The 18,887-nt window shown below is 63.7% G+C and carries 18 protein-coding genes and 1 pseudogene; 15 read left to right on the top strand and 4 right to left on the bottom strand.

The features are described from left to right. Nucleotides 1-689: SDR family oxidoreductase (locus ABW137_RS28440; protein ID WP_526405016.1), on the bottom strand; the 689-nt coding region annotated here is incomplete at its 3' end. 288 nt (nt 690-977) lie between these two features. On the opposite strand from ABW137_RS28440, the gene ABW137_RS28435 reads away from it, so the two are divergent. Further along, on the top strand, nt 978-1,565 hold the full coding sequence (locus ABW137_RS28435; RefSeq protein ID WP_526405014.1) for a TetR/AcrR family transcriptional regulator: 588 nt from the start codon (nt 978-980) through the stop codon (nt 1,563-1,565). Between the two features lie 270 nt (nt 1,566-1,835). Here ABW137_RS28435 and ABW137_RS28430 read toward each other — a convergent pair whose 3' ends face one another. After that, the gene (locus ABW137_RS28430) at nt 1,836-2,675 is read right to left on the bottom strand and encodes an IclR family transcriptional regulator (protein WP_526405012.1); all 840 of its coding nucleotides are present in this window, start codon (nt 2,673-2,675) and stop codon (nt 1,836-1,838) included. Nucleotides 2,676-2,787: 112 nt separating this feature from the next. On the opposite strand from ABW137_RS28430, the gene ABW137_RS28425 reads away from it, so the two are divergent. The 5 genes and pseudogenes from ABW137_RS28425 to ABW137_RS28405 all read left to right on the top strand — a co-directional run bounded on the left by ABW137_RS28425 (nt 2,788) and on the right by ABW137_RS28405 (nt 7,526). Further along, complete coding sequence (locus tag ABW137_RS28425) at nt 2,788-3,516, top strand: L-threonylcarbamoyladenylate synthase (protein ID WP_526405010.1); 729 nt, start codon at nt 2,788-2,790, stop codon at nt 3,514-3,516. A gap of 1,096 nt (nt 3,517-4,612) precedes the next feature. Then, nucleotides 4,613-4,933, top strand: a complete 321-nt coding sequence (locus tag ABW137_RS28420) for a putative quinol monooxygenase (RefSeq protein ID WP_526405009.1) — start codon at nt 4,613-4,615, stop codon at nt 4,931-4,933. A gap of 379 nt (nt 4,934-5,312) precedes the next feature. Continuing rightward, the gene (locus ABW137_RS28415; protein ID WP_526405007.1) at nt 5,313-5,792 is read left to right on the top strand and encodes a GNAT family N-acetyltransferase; all 480 of its coding nucleotides are present in this window, start codon (nt 5,313-5,315) and stop codon (nt 5,790-5,792) included. 104 nt (nt 5,793-5,896) lie between these two features. Beyond that, nucleotides 5,897-6,591, top strand: a pseudogene (locus tag ABW137_RS28410) (IS3 family transposase); the annotation flags it as partial. Nucleotides 6,592-7,037: 446 nt separating this feature from the next. Continuing rightward, nucleotides 7,038-7,526 (top strand): hypothetical protein, encoded by a 489-nt coding sequence (locus ABW137_RS28405; RefSeq protein WP_526405005.1) that lies wholly within the window; start codon nt 7,038-7,040, stop codon nt 7,524-7,526. A gap of 354 nt (nt 7,527-7,880) precedes the next feature. Here ABW137_RS28405 and ABW137_RS28400 read toward each other — a convergent pair whose 3' ends face one another. Together ABW137_RS28400 and ABW137_RS28395 are read right to left on the bottom strand one after the other, a co-directional pair. Next, the gene (locus tag ABW137_RS28400; RefSeq protein WP_526405003.1) at nt 7,881-9,239 is read right to left on the bottom strand and encodes a lipase family protein; all 1,359 of its coding nucleotides are present in this window, start codon (nt 9,237-9,239) and stop codon (nt 7,881-7,883) included. A gap of 145 nt (nt 9,240-9,384) precedes the next feature. Beyond that, entirely contained in the window at nt 9,385-10,119 is a 735-nt protein-coding gene (locus ABW137_RS28395) for a helix-turn-helix domain-containing protein (protein WP_526405001.1), read from the bottom strand. A 25-nt stretch (nt 10,120-10,144) separates the two neighbouring features. Between ABW137_RS28395 and ABW137_RS28390 the strand changes: the two genes are divergently transcribed. The 9 genes from ABW137_RS28390 (at nt 10,145) to ABW137_RS28350 (ending at nt 18,679) form a co-directional block, all read left to right on the top strand. After that, a complete protein-coding gene (locus ABW137_RS28390) occupies nt 10,145-11,059 on the top strand; it encodes a LysR substrate-binding domain-containing protein (RefSeq protein WP_526404999.1) in 915 nt (304 codons plus the stop codon). A gap of 130 nt (nt 11,060-11,189) precedes the next feature. Next, the gene (locus ABW137_RS28385; protein ID WP_526404997.1) at nt 11,190-12,740 is read left to right on the top strand and encodes an FAD-dependent oxidoreductase; all 1,551 of its coding nucleotides are present in this window, start codon (nt 11,190-11,192) and stop codon (nt 12,738-12,740) included. After that, nucleotides 12,737-13,240 (top strand): nuclear transport factor 2 family protein, encoded by a 504-nt coding sequence (locus ABW137_RS28380; RefSeq protein WP_526404995.1) that lies wholly within the window; start codon nt 12,737-12,739, stop codon nt 13,238-13,240. Before ABW137_RS28385 ends, ABW137_RS28380 begins: the two co-directional genes overlap by 4 nt. Further along, nucleotides 13,237-14,127 (top strand): alpha/beta hydrolase, encoded by an 891-nt coding sequence (locus ABW137_RS28375; RefSeq protein WP_526404993.1) that lies wholly within the window; start codon nt 13,237-13,239, stop codon nt 14,125-14,127. Before ABW137_RS28380 ends, ABW137_RS28375 begins: the two co-directional genes overlap by 4 nt. Nucleotides 14,128-14,137: 10 nt before the next feature. Further along, nucleotides 14,138-15,379 carry a cytochrome P450 gene (locus ABW137_RS28370; protein WP_526404991.1) on the top strand — a complete coding sequence of 414 codons (1,242 nt, stop codon included), beginning with the start codon at nt 14,138-14,140 and terminating at the stop codon, nt 15,377-15,379. 67 nt (nt 15,380-15,446) lie between these two features. Continuing rightward, the gene (locus tag ABW137_RS28365) at nt 15,447-16,646 is read left to right on the top strand and encodes a cytochrome P450 (protein ID WP_526404989.1); all 1,200 of its coding nucleotides are present in this window, start codon (nt 15,447-15,449) and stop codon (nt 16,644-16,646) included. Between the two features lies 1 nt (nt 16,647). Further along, nucleotides 16,648-16,842 carry a ferredoxin gene (locus ABW137_RS28360; RefSeq protein ID WP_526404987.1) on the top strand — a complete coding sequence of 65 codons (195 nt, stop codon included), beginning with the start codon at nt 16,648-16,650 and terminating at the stop codon, nt 16,840-16,842. Between the two features lie 38 nt (nt 16,843-16,880). Further along, nucleotides 16,881-17,255, top strand: a complete 375-nt coding sequence (locus ABW137_RS28355) for a cupin domain-containing protein (protein WP_526404985.1) — start codon at nt 16,881-16,883, stop codon at nt 17,253-17,255. Continuing rightward, nucleotides 17,252-18,679, top strand: a complete 1,428-nt coding sequence (locus ABW137_RS28350; protein ID WP_526404983.1) for an AMP-binding protein — start codon at nt 17,252-17,254, stop codon at nt 18,677-18,679. Before ABW137_RS28355 ends, ABW137_RS28350 begins: the two co-directional genes overlap by 4 nt. Nucleotides 18,680-18,887: the final 208 nt, after the last annotated feature.

Here is an 18,887-nt window from a genome sequence, read left to right as displayed (position 1 = left end):
AGGTCCTCGGCGCGATCGCTGAGCTTCCCCTTCACCGTTCGAGTCTCCTCGTCGGCGAGCACCTCAAAGGCACCGTGAGCAACACCGTCATAGGCCTGCTCGACAACGCTCGCCGGGCTCATCTTTGGCATCTTCCAGTCGGATGACATCGCCGTGTCGATCAGTCCGACCATCAGGCCGGTCACCGCCGTGCCCTGCGGTGCCAATTCGGCGCGAACTGCGTTGGTGGCCGACCACGCCGCCGCCTTGGAGGCGGCATAGGCCGTCGGGATGGGCGTCCATGCCGAAAGGGACAGCACGTTGAGGATGCTGCCACCCCCGTTCGCAGCCAGGACCGGTGCGAACGCCCTTGTCACTCGGACCGTTCCGAAGTAGTTGGTCTCAAAGATAGCGTGCGCAGTTTCGTCGTCGACGGTGAGTACGGTACCTGCATTGGGAGGCGCAGTGGCGGCGTTGTTGACGAGCAGATCGACGTCGGTCGCAGTTGCGGCGGCCGCAGCGACGGATGCGGCGTCGTTGAGATCAAGTGTGATGGGGACGACGCGGGCGTCCTCCCACGCGCGCGGTGTCCGGGCGGCTGCGTACACGCGGCGGGCCCCGCGGGCCACGCCCAGACGGACGAACTCCTGTCCTAGCCCGCCATTGGCTCCTGTCACGAGAATCGTTCTGCCATCCAGTCGTTCGGTCATCATCGCTCCTTCAAGTTGATACCGGGAAAATCGCGACTTCTATCTCTGCCAAAGGCGACACGAAGTCGCCTCCAGTCGAGAGTCGCTGTGGGGTCTGCTCGGCGGTAATGCCGGCAGGCGCCGTCGCACACGTGCTCGGGCTCCGGAGTGCTCCGTAACAACCGGTGTGTTTCCGACGATACTGAGTAACGACTAACCCTGGAAACTATTCCCATGCGCGTGTCTTTCTGCGAGCCAAACGCTCGTAGTCCGCTAGGCACCCCCTGGGCAGGCGCTATCGTCGATAACATGGCCGCCGCATCACGCGTATCGATGTCGAACCGCTTACTGGAGGCCGCGGCGCGGCTCTTGCGAGAAGGCGGAGTCGAGGCGGTGTCCACGCGCGCGGTGGCGGCTGCAGCGGGCAACCAACCGCCGGTGCTCTACCGTCAATTCGGTGACAAGAACGGACTACTCGAAGCCGTAGCCGTGCACATCGTCGAGGGCTACATCGCCGAAAAACGCAGGTTGATGGAGCAGTCAGACGACCCCGTGGACGATCTGCGACGACTCTGGGACCTGTTCGTGTCATTCGGGTTCGCGCAACCCGAGTGTTTCGCCCTGATTTACGGGCACGCCCGGCGCGCGGATGCGATCTCAGCCGCGGCGGAGACGACTGTCTTGTTGTTGCAGGAAGCGATCGCCCGGATCGCGGATCAGGGCGTGTTGCGTATGAGTGTCGAGCGCGCCACAGCGCTTTTCCAATCCTGCGGTGGGCTTCGTCATCACGCAGATGAATGTTCCCGCGGCGAACCGCGACCGCGGGCTCAGCGATATCGCGCGGGACGACGCCATCGCAAACATCACGGTTTCGTCCGCGGCCGGCAGGGCTCGTAAGACGCTCACCGGACGGGCCACGGCACTCAGGCAGGCCATCGGAGCCAAGGACGACCTTCCGCTGACGCTGGCCGAACAAAATCTCATGACCGAGTGGCTTGGGCGCATCGCGGACAACCGCAAGAGATGACGCAGCTTTGCGACAACTGGAGCCGACCTCCGTCTACGTCGATGGCGGCATCCCTTCACACCGTGAAACCCCGAGCCAGGTCAGCCTTTCCGAGGTAAGGCCGGGGTTCTACCCCTCATCGCCAGATGCCTGTACGCGGGTCAACGCACGGTCGCGGAATTGACGAAGGACTGGATGGTGACGTCGAGAGCTTCCAAGCCAATCGAAGAATTGGGGCCGAGGACGGTCGCCAAGTGTGGCGCCAGCTGCATACACGCAGAGGTCAGCGGACGCGCGAGACGCCGCAACGCATCCTCCGGCAGCCGCCGATCGGTGCCCGCGATGGCGATGGACCCGAGTGGACGGTCGTCATCGGGGTCGAGCAGAGCGGCACCGATCCCATGAAACCGGGCGTGGTTCTCACGAAAGGACATTGCATACCCGTCGCAGCGAATGGTCTCCAGGTCACGCTCCAATCGAGCGCGTGCACGTGCGCCCACGTGACTCTTGATGACCTCCGTCGCCTGCTCCGCCGATAGATGAGCGAGAATTGCCCGGCCACTGCACCCCGAGGTCAGCGGCGCCCGCTCACCGAGCCGCACCTCAATGGGATCCGGATGTGGATTCGGCTCGGCGAAGAGTACGAGCACGCGGTGCCCGCCGCTGCGGAGATGCAGGGTCGTCGTCTGCCCGGCCGCGGCGGCGAGCCGGGACAGCACCGGACGGGCTCGCTGCATCAAGTTGGGCCGCGCGCCGATGAGCGACCCGAGCGCGACCGACCGACTGCCGATGCGATAGCCACGCCGGCCGAGATGGTCCACGTAGCCGTCGTCCTGCAGCGTGCGCAGCACGCGATACGTGCTCGCCTTGGAAAGGCCCACCGCCGCGGCGACGCTGAGCAGACTTGCGGGCTGCTCCATGCCGCCGAGCGCCTCGAGCACGCGCAGCGGCCGCCGGAGAAGATCCGGCCGAGCGTCCTCGACGGGTCTGGATCCGCTCATCACACCTTCTTGGTTTCTACAGATGAAACCAACGTTGCACAAGCGAGTGACCGGTGTCCAGTCTGGACGTTGACGCGGCTCATCCGCGCACATTTACGAAGCGAACGGAATCATGAGCAGAAACGACATCTTTGGAGATGCACGACGAATCTACGAGACGGTGGTCGCCGGCGGTGCGGTGATCATGCCGAGTGACATCGGATACGGGGCCGTCGCAAGTTCTAGCGACGCCTTGCTGCGCCTGTTTCGGGCCAAACAACGGGCGCCGCACAAGCGGCATGCGATGGCCGGTGACTACGAACTCCACCGGGAGATCCACCGTCTCGGTCACCAAGAGCACGACATGATCGACGCCGTCGTGCTGGACGCCGGACTTCCATTGGCCGTCGTCGCGCCCTACGACCCCTCGCATCCCGTCGTGGCCGCCATCGAGCCGGAGACGCTACAGGCGAGCACCGTCGGCGACACACTTGCGATCCTGGTCAACGGCGGCAGGCTGCAGCATGCGGTGGTCCGGCTCGCGCACCGTGACGGGGTGCCCCTGCTCGGATCGTCGGCGAATCTCACCGGTACCGGCACGAAATTCCGCGTCGAAGACATCGAGCAACCGGTGATCGACGCGGTCGACCTCGTCGTCGATCACGGCCTTCGCAAGTACCACCTCTATCGCCGATCCTCGACGATGATCGACTTCACGACAATGGAAGTGGTGCGGATCGGGTCCTGCTACGAACTCATCAGCGACATCTTCTCCAGTCAATTCGGCATCACTCTTCCCGCCGACCCCGGCCTAAAAGCCTTACCCTCCGGGCACTTACGAGAGCCCACAGCGCGGGTCTGAGCAAGCGCTCATCGCTCGGACGCCGACATCAGCCGGCGTCAGCCCGACCACGATGTCGACCATCAGTTCGTCGCTCAGTTCGGTCGCCTGCAACCGGCTGAGGTACCCAACCTTCCATACAGGACGGTGTTGATCGACCGCGGTTCGCGGCGCGGATCAATGCGCGCGTCCGCGCCACATGCTTATAGCTGCAGCAGCCCTGTCACGACCAGCTCGCACAAGAAGCGCGACGACAGGAGCACCTGTTTCGTGTTACCCGACAGCTCCGGCACATACCGAGCGAGGAGATTCAGCCAATGTGTCCGATGCACACCATCGACCGGCACGCACGTTCCCGGGACGGCGTCATCCCGCGGTCCAGCGGAAGCGCTTACCCGAGCGCCGTCGGTAGCTGCACTGCTTGATATCCCGGTCGGCACTGTCGGGTCACGGTTGCACCGGGGCAAGGCCTTGCTGCGGGCCGCTCTCTCCGGCTCAGCTGGTCAGCCTTCCGGCATAGTCGGTGCGGATCTCGAAGGAGTTGGTCATCACCCATTGCCTCCTTCGAGTGGCGTACGTGCGTGACAAACCGCGCCGTCTTGACTGATCACTCAACAATGCGACGTTTCAGCCGGGCGATCGACATCTGGTGCAGTCTCCTGACCGCGTTGCGGGTGGCGCACCGCGACTACCCCTGAAGTTATTTGGTCGTTGAAATGGTTCGCCACGCGTGCCGCCGTAGCGTTTGGCCTGACGGACCAAGAGGAGACGTCCAGTGTGCGCGCGCCGGTTTGCCAGAGCCGAGGACACCAAGGATGGCCTCCGCCGCTGTGTTCGCGACGAACCTCGCCACCGCGCACCGCGTGGCCGCCGCTATCCAGGCGGTTACCGCTGGGTCGCACCTGGGGCGAAATGAGTACACGAAAGTCCGCTGTTTGACGACAGGCGAACACCGCAAGTCCATGCGAATGTTTGCCGTTGCGTGCACGTTTCAAAGATTGCCGCCCCACATGGGTCGGGTCCGTTGCTCACGGAAGGCGCGGTGACAGGTCACCTGCCAATGTCCCCACCGGGGCGCGTGTCCTTCGAACCGCACGTTGGAGAAGAAGGAACCTACATGAAACCCACTGAGCCGTTGTCGTTCAACATCACGCTCACCATCAAGTCAGAGTGCATCGACGAATATCTGCAAGCGCTGGCGGAAGTGCTTCCCGCTGCGCGGGCTGAGAAGACATGCGTCTACCTCAACGTCGGCCAGTCGGTTGACGATCCTCGCGTGTTCGTACTGTCTGAACATTGGCAGGATCGGGACGACTTCATCAATCGCGTGCTCGCTACGCCCCATTACCAGAAGTACACCGCCATCAGCGAGGGACTGTATGCCGAACCACGTCGCGTCGTTCAATTGCGTACGCCATCCGGCGTCGAGGGCGGTTAGCACTTCGTTGGGACTCGTCCCACCCCTCCGCGGCGCATTCTCATCATCCAAAAGACCTGACGACGCACAGTTTAAAGTCATCGACCGTCAAACCCGCTACAATTTTCCGCTACAGATGAACCACCGTGGACAGCCGAACTGGCCGACTCTGCTAGGCGGCAATCTGCGCGTGACCCTCCCGTGCCTTCCGCGACCCGCCCCGGCGAGTCACCCACGCCTCCTGAGACCTTAGGCAACTCGCGACGCAGAGTGACTGCCCGCCCGTCTCATCACCACCGCGGCGCAACCGCAACATCCACCAGAAAGTCAGGACACGATGACGTCGCCCGCCCTCCGTATCGAAGCGCTCCCGCCAGGAACAAGCCACGACTCGAACACCATGCGCACCCTCACCGACTTGGTCAACGAGGTGTACGCGACCGCCGAACACGGGCTGTGGCTGCCCGGCACCACGCGCACCAACGTCGACGAGATGACCGCCTTTACCCGGGCCGGGGAGATCGTGGTCGCACGGTGGGGGGACGACATCGTGGGCTCCATTCGCGTTCGCCGACTCGACGCGGGCACCGCCGAGACGGGAATGCTCGTGGCCCATCCCGGCCACCGGAATCTGGGTATCGGACGCCAACTGCGACGCCACGTCACCGCGATGCTTCGCCAGGCGGGGGTCAAGACCCTGCAAATCGAACTGCTTGTTCCCCGAGACTGGACACCGGAGTCGAAGGAGTTCATGGCCCGCTGGAACGAACGGTCGGGCTACGCCATCGTTCGCAAGGGCGCGTTCGACGCCATGTACCCGGAGCTCGCCACGCGGCTGGCAACGCCGTGCGACTTCATCATTTACGAGAAGGCCCTCTAGCTTTCGCGCTGGCAGTCAAGGTCGACGGTGGGGACTGCCCCCAGTTCAGTTCGGTTGACTCCTGACCTGTGAGGATTCGTTCCTTGCTGGAAGGATCAACTCCCGTGCCGAAAGCATTTCCCGCCGAGTTTCGTTGTGATGAGATAGCCGTGGCCCGAAAGGGCGAGGCGCCGCTGCGTCAGATCGCGAAGGACTTCGGCATCTCTGAGGCCTGCCTACATCGCTGGCTGAAGATCGCCGACCGCGAGGACGGTGTCGACCGGACGGGGTCACCAGTGGCTCGTGACGGGTCCGCGGAGCTGCGCGAGGCGCGCAAGCGGATCAAGCTGCTCGAGCAGGAGGTCGAGGTGATGCTCCGTGCTGTCGGCTATCTCAGTCGGGACGTCAACCCAAAATGACATACCCGCTGGTCCTCGACCTTGCCGCTGACGGTGTGCCCGTCACGGTGGCCTGCCGGGTGCTTGGGTTCTCCACCCAAGCGTTCTGCAAATGGCGCAAAGCTTCTTTGTCGCAACGGGATTAGGATGATGCCCATCTGATCAACACAGCCATGATCATCCACGCTGACGACCCGGCCTTCGGATACCGGTTCATCGCCGACGAACTTCCCTCGCGGGGCATCGTCGCCGGGGAGAACAGGGTGGCTCGATTGTGCTCGCAAGAACGCATCTGGTCGATCTTCGCCAAGAAGCGGGGACTGAACAGAAAGTCCGGGCCGCCGGTCCACGACGACCTCGTGGACCGCCAGTTCTCCGCAGACCGCCGTGACGAGGTCTGGTTGACCGACATCATGGAGCACCTGCGCATGTGGAGTCCTGACCGAACTGCGCCGCCCCGGGCGCCGGTCCAGTCGCCACATTGAACAAAGACGCGGCGAAGGTACTACTGCTCCCGCCGAAGCACGCACAGCAACCTCGCCCTGACCCAAATTCGTAGCAGCGACCGGCCTTTCGAGCACACTCACGGTTGGAGGCCGAGATCGCCGCTTCACAGTGGAACTCCTGAGGCCGCTTGGGATGAGCTGTGCATGCCCGTCGAGGCGCCGATCGGGGTGCCCCAGAATGGTGGCGCTTCGGGACCCGCAACCGCGGACCACCGCTGTCATCGTCGCCGCGACGTCGTCCACACCTTCGCTTTGCCAATTCGGCAACTACGCTTGCCAAGATGCGCTGCTGCCGGCCAATCTGATCATTGAGCGCCCCGCAGATACGGACGCGAGACGACGACTGAAGAAGGACAACTCTCATGACCGGCGATGCCGAACCCACAGCCCCCGAGAGAGCCGCCTCTGGGCACGAAGAAGACCCGCATGCGCCGAACCTTGTTCGAGACGTCGCCAACCGCTTTGCCCGGACTTACGACCTGACGCAGGTCGACCCTCACTTCGCCCAGCTGTTCGCCCCAACGGTCGAGGTTTGGCATAACTTCGACCAGGACGTCATGAGGCTGGCGGGCGAAGAACTCGCGAGCGCGATGCTGCGGATGCTGCACGCCACCTCCGACATCGTGCAGGGCCACTCCGACCGGATCTGGTCCCTCCAAATCGGCCATGACGGCTTCACACTGGCCGCAACCGCCTCCGGCGAACTCAACGGGTGCCCACTCCACATCGCCAGATGCCTTCTGGTGACCGTTCACGAAGGGCGTATCGCCCGCATCTATGAGTTCGGTGATCGACAGCAGCGAGCGCCATTGGACGAGGCGCTGCGCGCTGCGGACAAGTTCCGCACCTAGATCACATCGATCCATCAACTGACAGTCCCGCTTCGCATTCGGCAGCAACAGCCGTGTACGCGCCACCCGGGCACATGCCCTTGGCTGGAGGCCGTCGGGGCAGTCGATTAGGAAATGGATTATCGACGATATGCCCTTGTCTCGACGACACATCTAGGGCTCGGATGGGCCAGCGTCCACGGACCGTGAGCCCCGGTCAGCACATCGGCGTGCATGCGCGCCGAACAGTGGCGCCTAGATTCGCCCACGAACAAGGACCCAAGGGCAACGTGTGCACCACACGTCCGCGTGCACCCAAACAACGCGTGCACCCAAACGAATTGGCCTCGGGTGTGCATCGCTGTGCGGCGCTCGTCAAGGCATGATCTCAGGGCAATTCGGGCTGGTTGGAATGCCGTTGAACCGGTCAGCAAGCCAACCCATGCTGCGTTCGCCGTCGACGAATGGTGCCAGGAGAGAGTTCGTGTCGAGCTTGTTCCAGAGGGGCGGTTGCTCATTGGTCCAGAAGGTCACATCAGCGCCTTTGGCGCACCAGTCGGCGGCCGTTTGGCGGGCGGCTGCATAGGGAGCAAACGAATCCCAGCGATTGTGCTCGAAGTAGACGGGTCCCGTCGGTTTGGTGTTTCCGATTCGCTGTGCCGCCAGAAGACCTTTGAAGGGTTCAGCTTTCACGGCATCGTAGATGTCGTTATTGAACCATCCGTCGAAATGCCGAAACATGTAGTCAATGGCTGTTTGTGCCAAGCATTGGCGACCGGTGTTCTCGAGCATCTCCAGACCACGCGGACTGAGGGTGGACCGGATCGGCTGGTCCAACAGAGGGTAGGAAGCAATGATTCCGCGCAGCACGTACCCGGTAACCCCGGCCAAAACGTTCCCATCACTCGGTGCCAGTACCTCGGCGAGGTCGGTGGGCGCGGAGGCGGCGTACGTGCCAACGACGTCGAGATCCGCACCGTAGCTGCCCGCCTGTTCGGCGGCGGAGAGCGCAGCGTGTCCGCCAGAAATCCATCCCCAGAACGCAACTGGGCCATGTGGATCCAAGGAAGTTCCGGGAAGTTTCATCGCGGCCCGAGCTGCATCGATTAGCGCAGTCCCTCCGGCGACCCGGTTGAGGAACTGCGGGGAGGCTGAACTGTGAATTCCACTGCCAACGCCGTCCGTCACGACGATGGCGAATCCGCGAGCCAGCAGCGTCGCGATCCACCCTTCTTCGATGTTGAACATCACGTCTAGCCCCGTATCGAGGGATGCGTGAATGCCCTGGTTGAACATTCGGGAAGGGGCACACTGTTCCCCCATTCCGAATGGCACGGTCGCGTAGGCGAGCAAGGGACGGGGGCCCTTCCCCGGCCATGGCACGTGAGGCTCGATGTAGGTGCCCGTGACAGCAACCGGCTGGCCCTGAGCATCGGTGCTGCGATACATGATGCGAGTCCCGGTTCCCATGAAGCTGCCTAGCTGGCCAGAAGGCTCTAGTACCAGCCGAGAGGGTTCGGACCGGATGAGGTCTCCCGGCAGGCCGGCCGGGAGCGGGTCAGGCGGAGTGTAAAACTGTTGATACCGGCTTTCGTCAGCGTGAGCTGGCGGAATCGACAATCCAGCACCAGCGAGCAGGCAAAGCGACAGCACGACAGCCGCTTTCGCGCTCCACGTTCGTCGAGCACCTGCCGTATGTGATGCTCGGCGGCGGGTAGTAGCTGCGGAAGACATGTTTTGTTTTCTCCGATCACGGTGCTGTTGTCAGTAGTGAATCGGGCCGTACGGGTGGCTGTCTTGTGCGCAGCGATACAGCCTGGATGGCGTCGTTGTGCTTCCCGCCCAATCACGGTCGTGGATCCCACGGCCGGATGATGGGCTAGACGAGGTGCGATGGCGTGCCATCTCGGTGCCCTGATCCCAAGTGATCGACCACATCAGCTTCCGAGGTGATCGGGCCTGAGCGCCAACCGGGGCGGTGTGCAGGGAGTCGGTGTCTCCTTCGGAGCAGGTGCCCACAGCGCACCCCCGGATTTTGTGTTCGACGAGGGTGCGATCGCCGAGAAATGGGCGCCACCGATGATCGAGTCCCCCTCCCAATGGCCCGCTTCAGCCCAGTCAGACGCAAGGAAGCGGCCGGTCGTAGATGCTGAGCATCGGCTGCTGGAAGCAACCCCGCCGATGCTGCTGTCGGTGGTGCGCTAGCCGGTGATCTCGGCCGGTGCGTAGCAGCGGGCGGCAACGTGACACCCAAACCGAGAAGGTCGATGAAAGCGCGAATACGGTTCGTAGACAGCCCGATATGTGCTTGCATGACACGCCGCGTCGACGGGTCGTCCGGGAAGGCGGTGGCGCAGATGGCGGCTGATCTGTTGCGGGCTCCACCGCCAAAGCAAAAGCTCGGCGAGTCACCCGAAATCGTCGACGGTAGTCGAGCGAGCCTAGTGGCGATTGCCCGTAGGCTCAGCCCGGGTCTTCGCAGATCGGCGATCCCGACGCGTTCGTCCTGAAACAGGAGGCGCGAACTGATCCGTCGAACCGCAAGGCGGTCCAGCGGCGCCAGGAACTCGACCACCACGCTGTAGCGCACAGAGAGATTTACCACCGTCGGCATCGACAACGGGCTAGCCTCAAGATCTATGGACCTGCGGTCGGTTGACCTCAACCTACTCCTAGCTCTCGATGCCCTGTTGGAAGAACGCAATGTCACCCGTGCGGCCGAACGGTTGTCGGTCGGCCAATCGGCGATGAGTTCCTCGCTACGACGATTACGCAGGCATTTCGGCGACCGCCTCCTCATATCGGACGGCAAGAGCCTCGTCCCCACCCCCATCGCCGAAACCCTGGCGCCGCTAGTACGCGAGGCCGTCCGATCCGCTGACGCCGTCTTCGGCCGGTCGACAGGCTTCGATCCCATGACCGATCGTCGGCGATTCACGATCATCGCAAGTGACTATTCGGTGTTAATTCTTCTTCGGCCGTTGATCGCTCAGCTCGCCGAGACCGCTCCGCTGCAAACGATCAACGTCGAGATGATGTACGGCGACTACGTCGAACAGATCCGTTCGGGCGACATGGATTTGGGAGTGCTGCCTGCCGAGCTCATGGACCCCGGAACCCGACTCGCTCACCGATATTTGTTCACCGACCGCTACGTGCTCGTGGCTGACGCGGAGAACCACTCCGTCGGCGACCACGTTACCCGCGAGCAATTCGCGCAACTCCCCTACATCGCCTTCGACGCAGGCAAGCATCCCTCCCTCGCCGACTCACAGCTCGACGCGCTGCAGGTCGAACGCCGGATCGAGATGAGCGCACAGAGTCTGGCGGTGTTACCACTGCTCGTCGCCGGCACCCAGATGGTCGCGTTGGCGCACGAGCGGCTCGCCAGGCATATCGCCGCCCACATTCCCCTGAAGATCCTCGAGCCGCCGGTAGAACTTCGCTCGCTCAACGAAACCCTTTACTGGAGCCATAGAAAGACCGACGATCCGGCGCAGCGTTGGTTGCGCGACCGCCTCTTCGAACAGGCTTCGCAACTACCCACATATTGATGCGGTCAATGCTCAGCATTGATTTCAATTGCTGGCGTCGATGCGTCCTTGTGCTTAATGTCGCATTTGCCGCCTCGGTGAGTTTCACATCACAGAGCTGTGGTTGCCCAAACTAGAAGTGGAGTAACGCATGCCCGTCGATGTCGATGTCGTCGTAGTTGGATTTGGCCCGGGCGGGGAGGTGATCTCCTCATTGCTGGGCCGGAACGGCCACCGAGTCGCGGTTTTCGAGAAGTATCCCCAACCGTACGGGCTCCCACGGATGAGCACTCTGGACGGCGAGATCGCGCGCATCCTGCAGCATACCGGTGATGCCGAGCAGGCCCTTGCGGAATCCATCCCCCAACCCAATTACGTCTTCTATGGCGCCGACGGTGAAGTGGCCCTCGAGGTCGACTGGCGCTTCGACATCTGCGGGCATCCAGCGCGGCTGAGCCTGCACCAACCGCACATCGAGGCGTCGATGCAAGACAGCATCGACCGATGCCCGTCAGTCGACGTTCATTGGGGCGCAGAGGTCGTCGCGCTGCACGACCTCGGTGACGCGGTACGTGTCACCGCTCAAACCCCTGACGGTGAGAGGGTCGTCACCGCCTCATACGTCGTCGGCATGGACGGCGCCTCCAGCTTCGTCCGCCGCACGCTCGGAATCGAACTCGAAGTCCTACACACCCACACCGATCAGTGGATTCTCACCGACTTCGACATCGTCGACCCAGCGGTGCAACCGCCACCCACCATCATCAACATGAGGCCGAGCGGCCCCTACTTCTGGGGACCGAACGGAACCCGCCGGTGCCGTACCGATGTGCGAATCATGCCCGGGCAGAGCGCATCCGAATTGATGGACAATGCGCATGGCTACCAGTGGCTCGAAGACAACATCGGAATCGACCGTTCCAGCGTGAATATCACGCGCCGCAAGCTCTACCGATTCCTGTCCCAGTACGCGAAGAGCTTCCGGCAGGGCCGCATCTTTCTCGGCGGCGACGCCGCTCATTCAATGACGCCCTACATGGCCCAGGGCTCCTGCTCAGCGATGCGCGACAGTATGAACCTCGGCTGGAAGCTCGATGCAGTCCTGCAGGGACGCGCCCATGAGGACCTTCTCGACACCTACGAAGAAGAACGTCTTACCGCGGTAATCCCGGTCGTGCAGGGGTCGTTGAAGACGTGGGAGCTCCTCATCGAACTCGAACCGGCGGCGGCGGCGGCGCGCGACGACCTTCTGCGCAGCGGCCAGGCTCCTCCGCCGCATGTGCCACCACTTGTCAACGGCCTACTCCATCGCGGCCGCTCCGACGCCGTCACTGCGCCGGTCGGGCACCTCAGTCCCCAGGGGCGGGTCCGGATGAACGGCCGTGAAGGTCTGCTCGACGATCTCACGGGATTCGGCTTCCAACTCGTCAGCGCCGAGCCGCTCGACGACGTATTGACCGACGCATGCAGAACGCATCTTAGGCGCCTCGGTGTGCACATTGTGGTGTTGGGCGACCAACCAGGCCAGGTGACCGATCTCGACGGCACCTATGGGCGGTTCTTCGGCGAGCACAGGGTCACCGCCTTCCTGAGCCGGCCCGACTTCTATATCTACGGTGTCGCCGAGACCGCGACCGACGTCCCGGACATCATCCTGGAACTCGCTTCCGCGCTCGCACCGAACGCGGTGGGGGTGCAATGACCGCGCCGGAGCCACTGCAGCGCGCTGGTGTCCGGAAGGGACCAACCGGTCTCGACCGCGTCGCCGCCCGTTCCCAGATCATGGAGGTCCTGCACGAGTACGCGAACATGGCCATCGAGCAGGCGGATTTCGCGGGCATGCACCGCTTGTTCCACGAGGATGGCCGCTTCATCCTGACCACCGGAGCTGCGGTCTCCTGCACCGAGATTCATCGAGTCGTTAGCGGCAGTGAACCGAACTTCATCCGGCACCACATCACCACCGTCAGAATCGACTTCACCAGCGACACGACAGCAGACACGGACAGCTATTTCATCGCCGTCACAGATTTGGCCGTCCCCGATCACTGGGGGCGCTGGCGCGACACCTTCCGTCGCGGGGCCGACGGCAGATGGTTGTTGACCCGCAAGGAACCAGTTATCGAGGGTTTCGCCCCTGGCAGCTGGGTGGCCACGGTCCTGCTGCCCTCCCTCTCGGACACCCAGGACGCGCCAACATGACCACACGGCAACAGGTTTCGGTCGTCGCCAATCTGACCTACGCGGTTGTCGACGCGCACACTTTGCACGCCGATCTCTATCTACCCGGGGCCGCGCAGCCGGCACCCGTGGTGATCTACGTCCACGGCGGCGGGTGGGCGGTCGGAAGCCGGACCGACTACGCCGCAAGTCGCCTTTCAGCGCTGGCGGCCATGGGGCTGGCGGTCCTCTCGATCGACTACCGCTTGGTCGACGCCGCCCACTTCCCGGCTCAGCTTCATGACGTCAAGGCCGCCATCCGCTGGGTCAGAGCACATGCCGGCGGGCTGGGCGTCGACGCCCGGCGCGTCGGCATCTGGGGTGCCTCAGCTGGCGCGGTGCTCGCGGCGCTCGCCGGACTGACCGCGGGCCGGCGAGAGTGGGAAGGAACCGTCGGCGACCATCAGGAGCAATCCAGTGATGTGGACGCCGTGGTGTTCTGGTTCGGGATCAGCGATCTGCTGTCCACCACGACCCGCAGCCCGCTGGAGACCGAGCTACTACCGGACGGCCCGGAGGCGGCCTTTCTCGGCCTCCCCACGCGGACGGACATCGCCGGGGACCCACACCTCGCCCGACAGGCCAGCCCGCTGGAGTGGGTCCACACCAACGCGCCGCCCTTCTTGATCGCCCATGGCGACCGGGACCGCATCGTTCCTCCCTCGGAGAGTCTGGCACTGCACACTGCACTGACCCGGGCCGGCGCCACGTCGATGCTATTGACCGTCGGCGGGGCAGGGCACGAAGACCAGGCCTTCGACTCAACCGCGCATCTCGCCGTCACCGCCGCCTTCCTCCGCTCGGCACTGCGCCGTGACACGGCCGCCGCCAATGCGAGCTCAGAATCGAGTTCAATCCCAACGATGTGAGGACATAACGATGAGCAACACCCGAACCCCGGTCATCGACCTGCCGCCCTTCGACTATCTGGACCCACGATTCCACGGGCCAGCGCGGTATCAGGTGCTGGCCGAGTTGCGTGACACCGACCCCGGCCTTGCGCTCGACCAGTTCGGCCGGGTCAACGTCCTGCGCTACCACGACGTGCGTAACGCGTACTCCGACCATGAGCGGTTCCGCAATGTGGAGACGGGGTGGGTGGCCTCGATGGGCTGCACCAGCGGCCCGCTGTTCGACTGGCAATCGCACGCGCTGATCATGGCCAACCCACCACGGCACACTGCCATGCGCCATGCGGTACGGCAGATCAACCTGCGCCTAGCACGGCGCATGGCACCCGAAATTCGCCGACGCGCGCATGACCTCGTCGACATGTTCCCCACTGATGGCACAGTAGATGTCGCGCGTACCTTCGCGTTCGCGCTACCCGTACAGGTGATCATGGGATTGCTGCACCTGCCGGAGGAAGATGAAGATCTCATCGCCGAACTGTCACCGCACACTCTTCCTGCGGGGCCGCATACGATCGATCGGGCCAACGAAGCGAACCGACAGTTCCGCCTCTACGTCGAGCAACGAATCGAGGAGCGTCGAGCGGCCCCGCTGGACGACGACATCCTCACCGATATCATCGCCACGGCCGATGCGGGACAGCTGAACTCGGACGAACTTTGGGCAACCGTCCAAACTCTGATCTTGGCCGGTCACGAGACTAGCTCCAGCGCGTTGACCACCGGGATCTACCAACTGCTGCGCGATCCCGCCCAGTGGGCCGCCCTCAAAGCAGACCGAAGTCTGCTTCCCAACGCAGCCGAAGAGATCCTCCGCTACGAGGCCGCTGTGGACGCCATGGCCCGAATCCTCGTCGTTGACACCGAGATCTCCGGCGTCATGCTCCCGGCCGGGACGCTCATTTCGCCGAGCATCGCCTCTGCGAATCGAGATCCGCAAGTGTTCAGCGATCCAGACCGCTTCGACATCCACCGTGACAATGCCCGCATGCAGTTGTCCTTTGGGGCGGGAATCCACCGCTGCACCGGTGCGCCCCTGGCACAGGTGGAGATTCCGGCCGCCATCGACGTGCTCCTCGATCGCCTGGAGCACGTCGAACTGGCTGAGGAACCCCGGTATTCGACCGGGCTGTTCCGCGGGTTCGACGCGTTGCACCTGTCGGCCAAAACGGTACCTCGCAGCGCCGACGAGGCACTTCCCTCGGCATGAAACCTACAGAGCGAGAGCGCCATTCAGCGCTGCAGGCAGCTATCACCGAAAGGCAGGTACCACCCAAATGACCAGCACTGAAACCATGGGCTCCACGATCGACTTGTTCTCCGATGCCACGCTGGACAACCCGTACTCCGTGTACGCGGAGTTGCGCGAGTTCGGCCCAGCGGTGTGGATGAGCGCTCACGAACTCTGGGCAATTCCGCGCTATGCAGCCGCGCGCGAAGCCCTGGGTGACTGGCAGGCGTTCTCCTCGGCCACCGGAGTAGGGCTCAACGCACAGATCAACACCATCGCCGCGGGGAGCGTCCTGATCTCCGACCCGCCTCTGCATGACGACCTGCGCCGTGTCCTGTCGTCACGACTCGCCCCGAGAAGCTTGAAGGACTTGCTCACCGACATGCAGCAGCAGGCCGACCAACTCGTTCGAAAGGTGGTCAGCCAAGGCACGTTCGATGCGGTGGCAGACCTGGCCGTCGCCTTCCCCATGTCAGTCGTCGTCGACCTCATCGGATTCCCGGAGGAGGCAAGCGAACACCTGATGGACTGGGCGGAGGGTGTCTTCAACACCTTTGGCCCGGACAACGCCCGAATGCAGGAGGGATTCGCCCGGACACAAGAGATGTACGAATACCTGGCCGTGTCCGCCACCCGGGACCGCGTCAAGCCCGGCAGCTTTGCCGCCACCATCTACGAGGCGGTGGACGCGGGAAAGATCGACGCGGCCGGTGGATTACAGCTGCTGGCGGCCTACGGCTCAGCAGGCATGGACACCACGGTGAACTCCATCAGCGCGGCCGTGGCGTTACTGGCACAACACCCCGACCAGTGGGCGGCGCTGCGCGCCGACCCCTCACTGGTCAACTTGGCGTACGAGGAGGTCCTTCGCCTGGAATCCCCCGTGCAAGGCTTCGGCCGGTCCGCCACCCGCGATTACCGATTCGGTGACGTCACGATCCCCTCCGGAAGCCAGGTGTTCGTTCTGCTCGGGTCGGCCAACCGAGACGGTGCACACTATCCCGATCCGGATCGCTTCGACATTCATCGCCGCGCCCTCGATCACCTCGCCTTCGGCCTCGGCACGCACACGTGTGCCGGACAGGGACTGGCTCGCATGGAGGCGCGCTGCGTCCTCACCGCACTGGTCAATCAGGTTGAAACCTTAGAACTGAGCTGCACTCCGACTCGACGAATCAACAACGTCGTCCGCGGCTGGCAGAGCGTACCCGTGACAGTCACCACCGCTTCCGCGAAAGGAATTTGATATGCCGCGCATCGAGTTGGACCGGGACCGCTGTGAAGGCCATGGACAATGCGTCAGTGCTGCCCCGGGGATCTTCGAACTCGACGACGACGGCGAATTGAAGGTTCTCGAGCCCGAGGTGTCACCGAAACTTGCCGCTGAGGCACACGCCGGAGCCGACGTCTGCCCGGTCCGAGCCCTACAGATCCTCGGTTGACACACCGACGTAGGAGGAACGGAACCCACCCGATCGCCATGACGAATCCCGGTCCAGCTTCGAACGAATCCGCCCGCGTGCACATCGCACGCTCCGATGGGGGCGTTCCTGTCGCCCCGACCGCCGATCACCACGGTGTGCAGCCCAGTCGGCTGCACGGTGGGGATGCCGGCCCAACCGAACGCCTCATCGCCACCCGTTCGCGCTTCGACCCAGGGGCATGGGTTGATTCGGGTCCGGTGACAGGCGAAACCCTCTACGTGTTGCTCGCAGGCGAGCTGACCATGGATGTCGCCGACCGTGAACCTGCCGCGCTGAACGTCGGTGACTCCGCGTACTTGCCGAAGGGCGCGGTCCGCTCGATCCGTGCAGGCAGAACGGGCGCAACGCTGCTCGTCGTGAGGAACCCATGACTGTTGGCGCCGGCGTGCCACTCCTCGGCTCACTGACACGTCACCACCCGAACCTCCCTGACGGCACAGCGGTTCAAATTGGTGACCATTCCCTGTCCAGAGGTCAACTGGTCGACGCTGCCGCCGCCGTGGCATCAGAGATCGAGGGAGCTGCAACCGTGGCCATCGACGCAACGGCCAGCGTCGAGACAATCGTGGCGGTGGTCGGGTGCTTGATGGCCGGAGCCGCCGCCGTCCCTGTTCCACCCGATTCGGGGCCGGCTGAACGTGCCCACATCCTCAGCGATTCCGGCGCAGCACTCATCCTGGGCGCGGCGACGGACGGGCTGAGCATTCCATCGGTTCCGGTCGACTTCAATGCGCGTTCCTCGACAAGCCGACCCGAACCGGTTGGGCAATCCACAGCATTCGTCATGTACACGTCGGGGACGACCGGACCGCCCAAAGGCGTGGTGTTGTCCGGAGCCGCCGTGGCCGCCGGCCTCGATGGTGTCGCCGACGCCTGGGGGTGGACTTCGGAGGATGTCCTTGTACACGGATTACCGCTCTTCCACGTCCACGGACTACTACTGGGAGTGCTCGGAGCGCTCAGGTGTGGATCAACGCTGATCCACACGGTTCGGCCGAAGCCCGACGCCTATGCGGCCGCCGCCGGATCCCTGTACTTCGGCGTGCCGACAGTGTGGTCACGGATCTGCGCCGACCCTGCCGCTGCCAGAAAACTGTCGGCCGCTCGGCTGCTGGTGTCGGGAAGTGCACCGCTACCCGTCCCCGTGCTCGAGGAGCTGCGGGCGCTGACCGGCCATCAGCCAATCGAACGCTATGGCATGACCGAAACGTTGATCACCGTGAGCGGCCGTGTGGACGGGGAACGACGAGCCGGCTGGGTCGGGCAAGCCATCCGCGGCGTCAGCACGCGTCTTCGTGATGACGCCGGACGCGACGTACCGCATGACGGCGAGACAGTCGGACACCTTCAGGTCGCCGGGCCCACCCTGTTCGACGGCTATCTGGGTGATCCCATCAAGACAGCCACGGAGCTCACCAGTGACGGTTGGTTCGCGACCGGTGACATGGCAGTCATCGACTCCCAGGGGTTCCACCGAATCGTCGGGCGAGAATCGGTCGACCTCATCAAGTCAGGGGGCTACCGAATCGGCGCAGGTGAAGTCGAGCATGCCATCCTCAATCATCCCGCCGTCGCAGAAGCTGCCGTGATCGGATTGCCCGACGACGACCTCGGCCAACGCATCGTCGCTTACATCGTCGGCGACGCAGTCGACCCTGCCGAGTTGTCTTCTTTCGTGGCCACCACGCTGTCGATTCACAAGCGGCCGCGCGAGATTCGTCGTGTCCAGGCTCTGCCCCGCAACGCGATGGGCAAGGTGCAGAAGAACGAGCTCGTCGATCAACCACTGATCTGACGACAAGCTCCGCCATTGCTTCGCCCCGATTGGAGACTGCCATGCTCAGCGCCGAGCACACCGCGATCACCGGTGATTGGTTGCGGACGGTAACCCCTTCCCCTAAGCCGCCCGCCCCGGCCAGTGCATCGGCGACCATTGCCCACGCTGTCTGTCAGCTGGGAACCGCCCCGGTGGCGTGGGCATGCGAACTTGGTGCCGGGATGGC

The sequence above is a fragment of the Mycobacterium sp. genome (genome assembly GCF_040509115.1).
Classification (GTDB): domain Bacteria; phylum Actinomycetota; class Actinomycetes; order Mycobacteriales; family Mycobacteriaceae; genus Mycobacterium.
The sequence above is the reverse complement of the archived record's forward strand: the minus strand, read 5'-3'. Positions and strand labels throughout refer to the sequence as shown.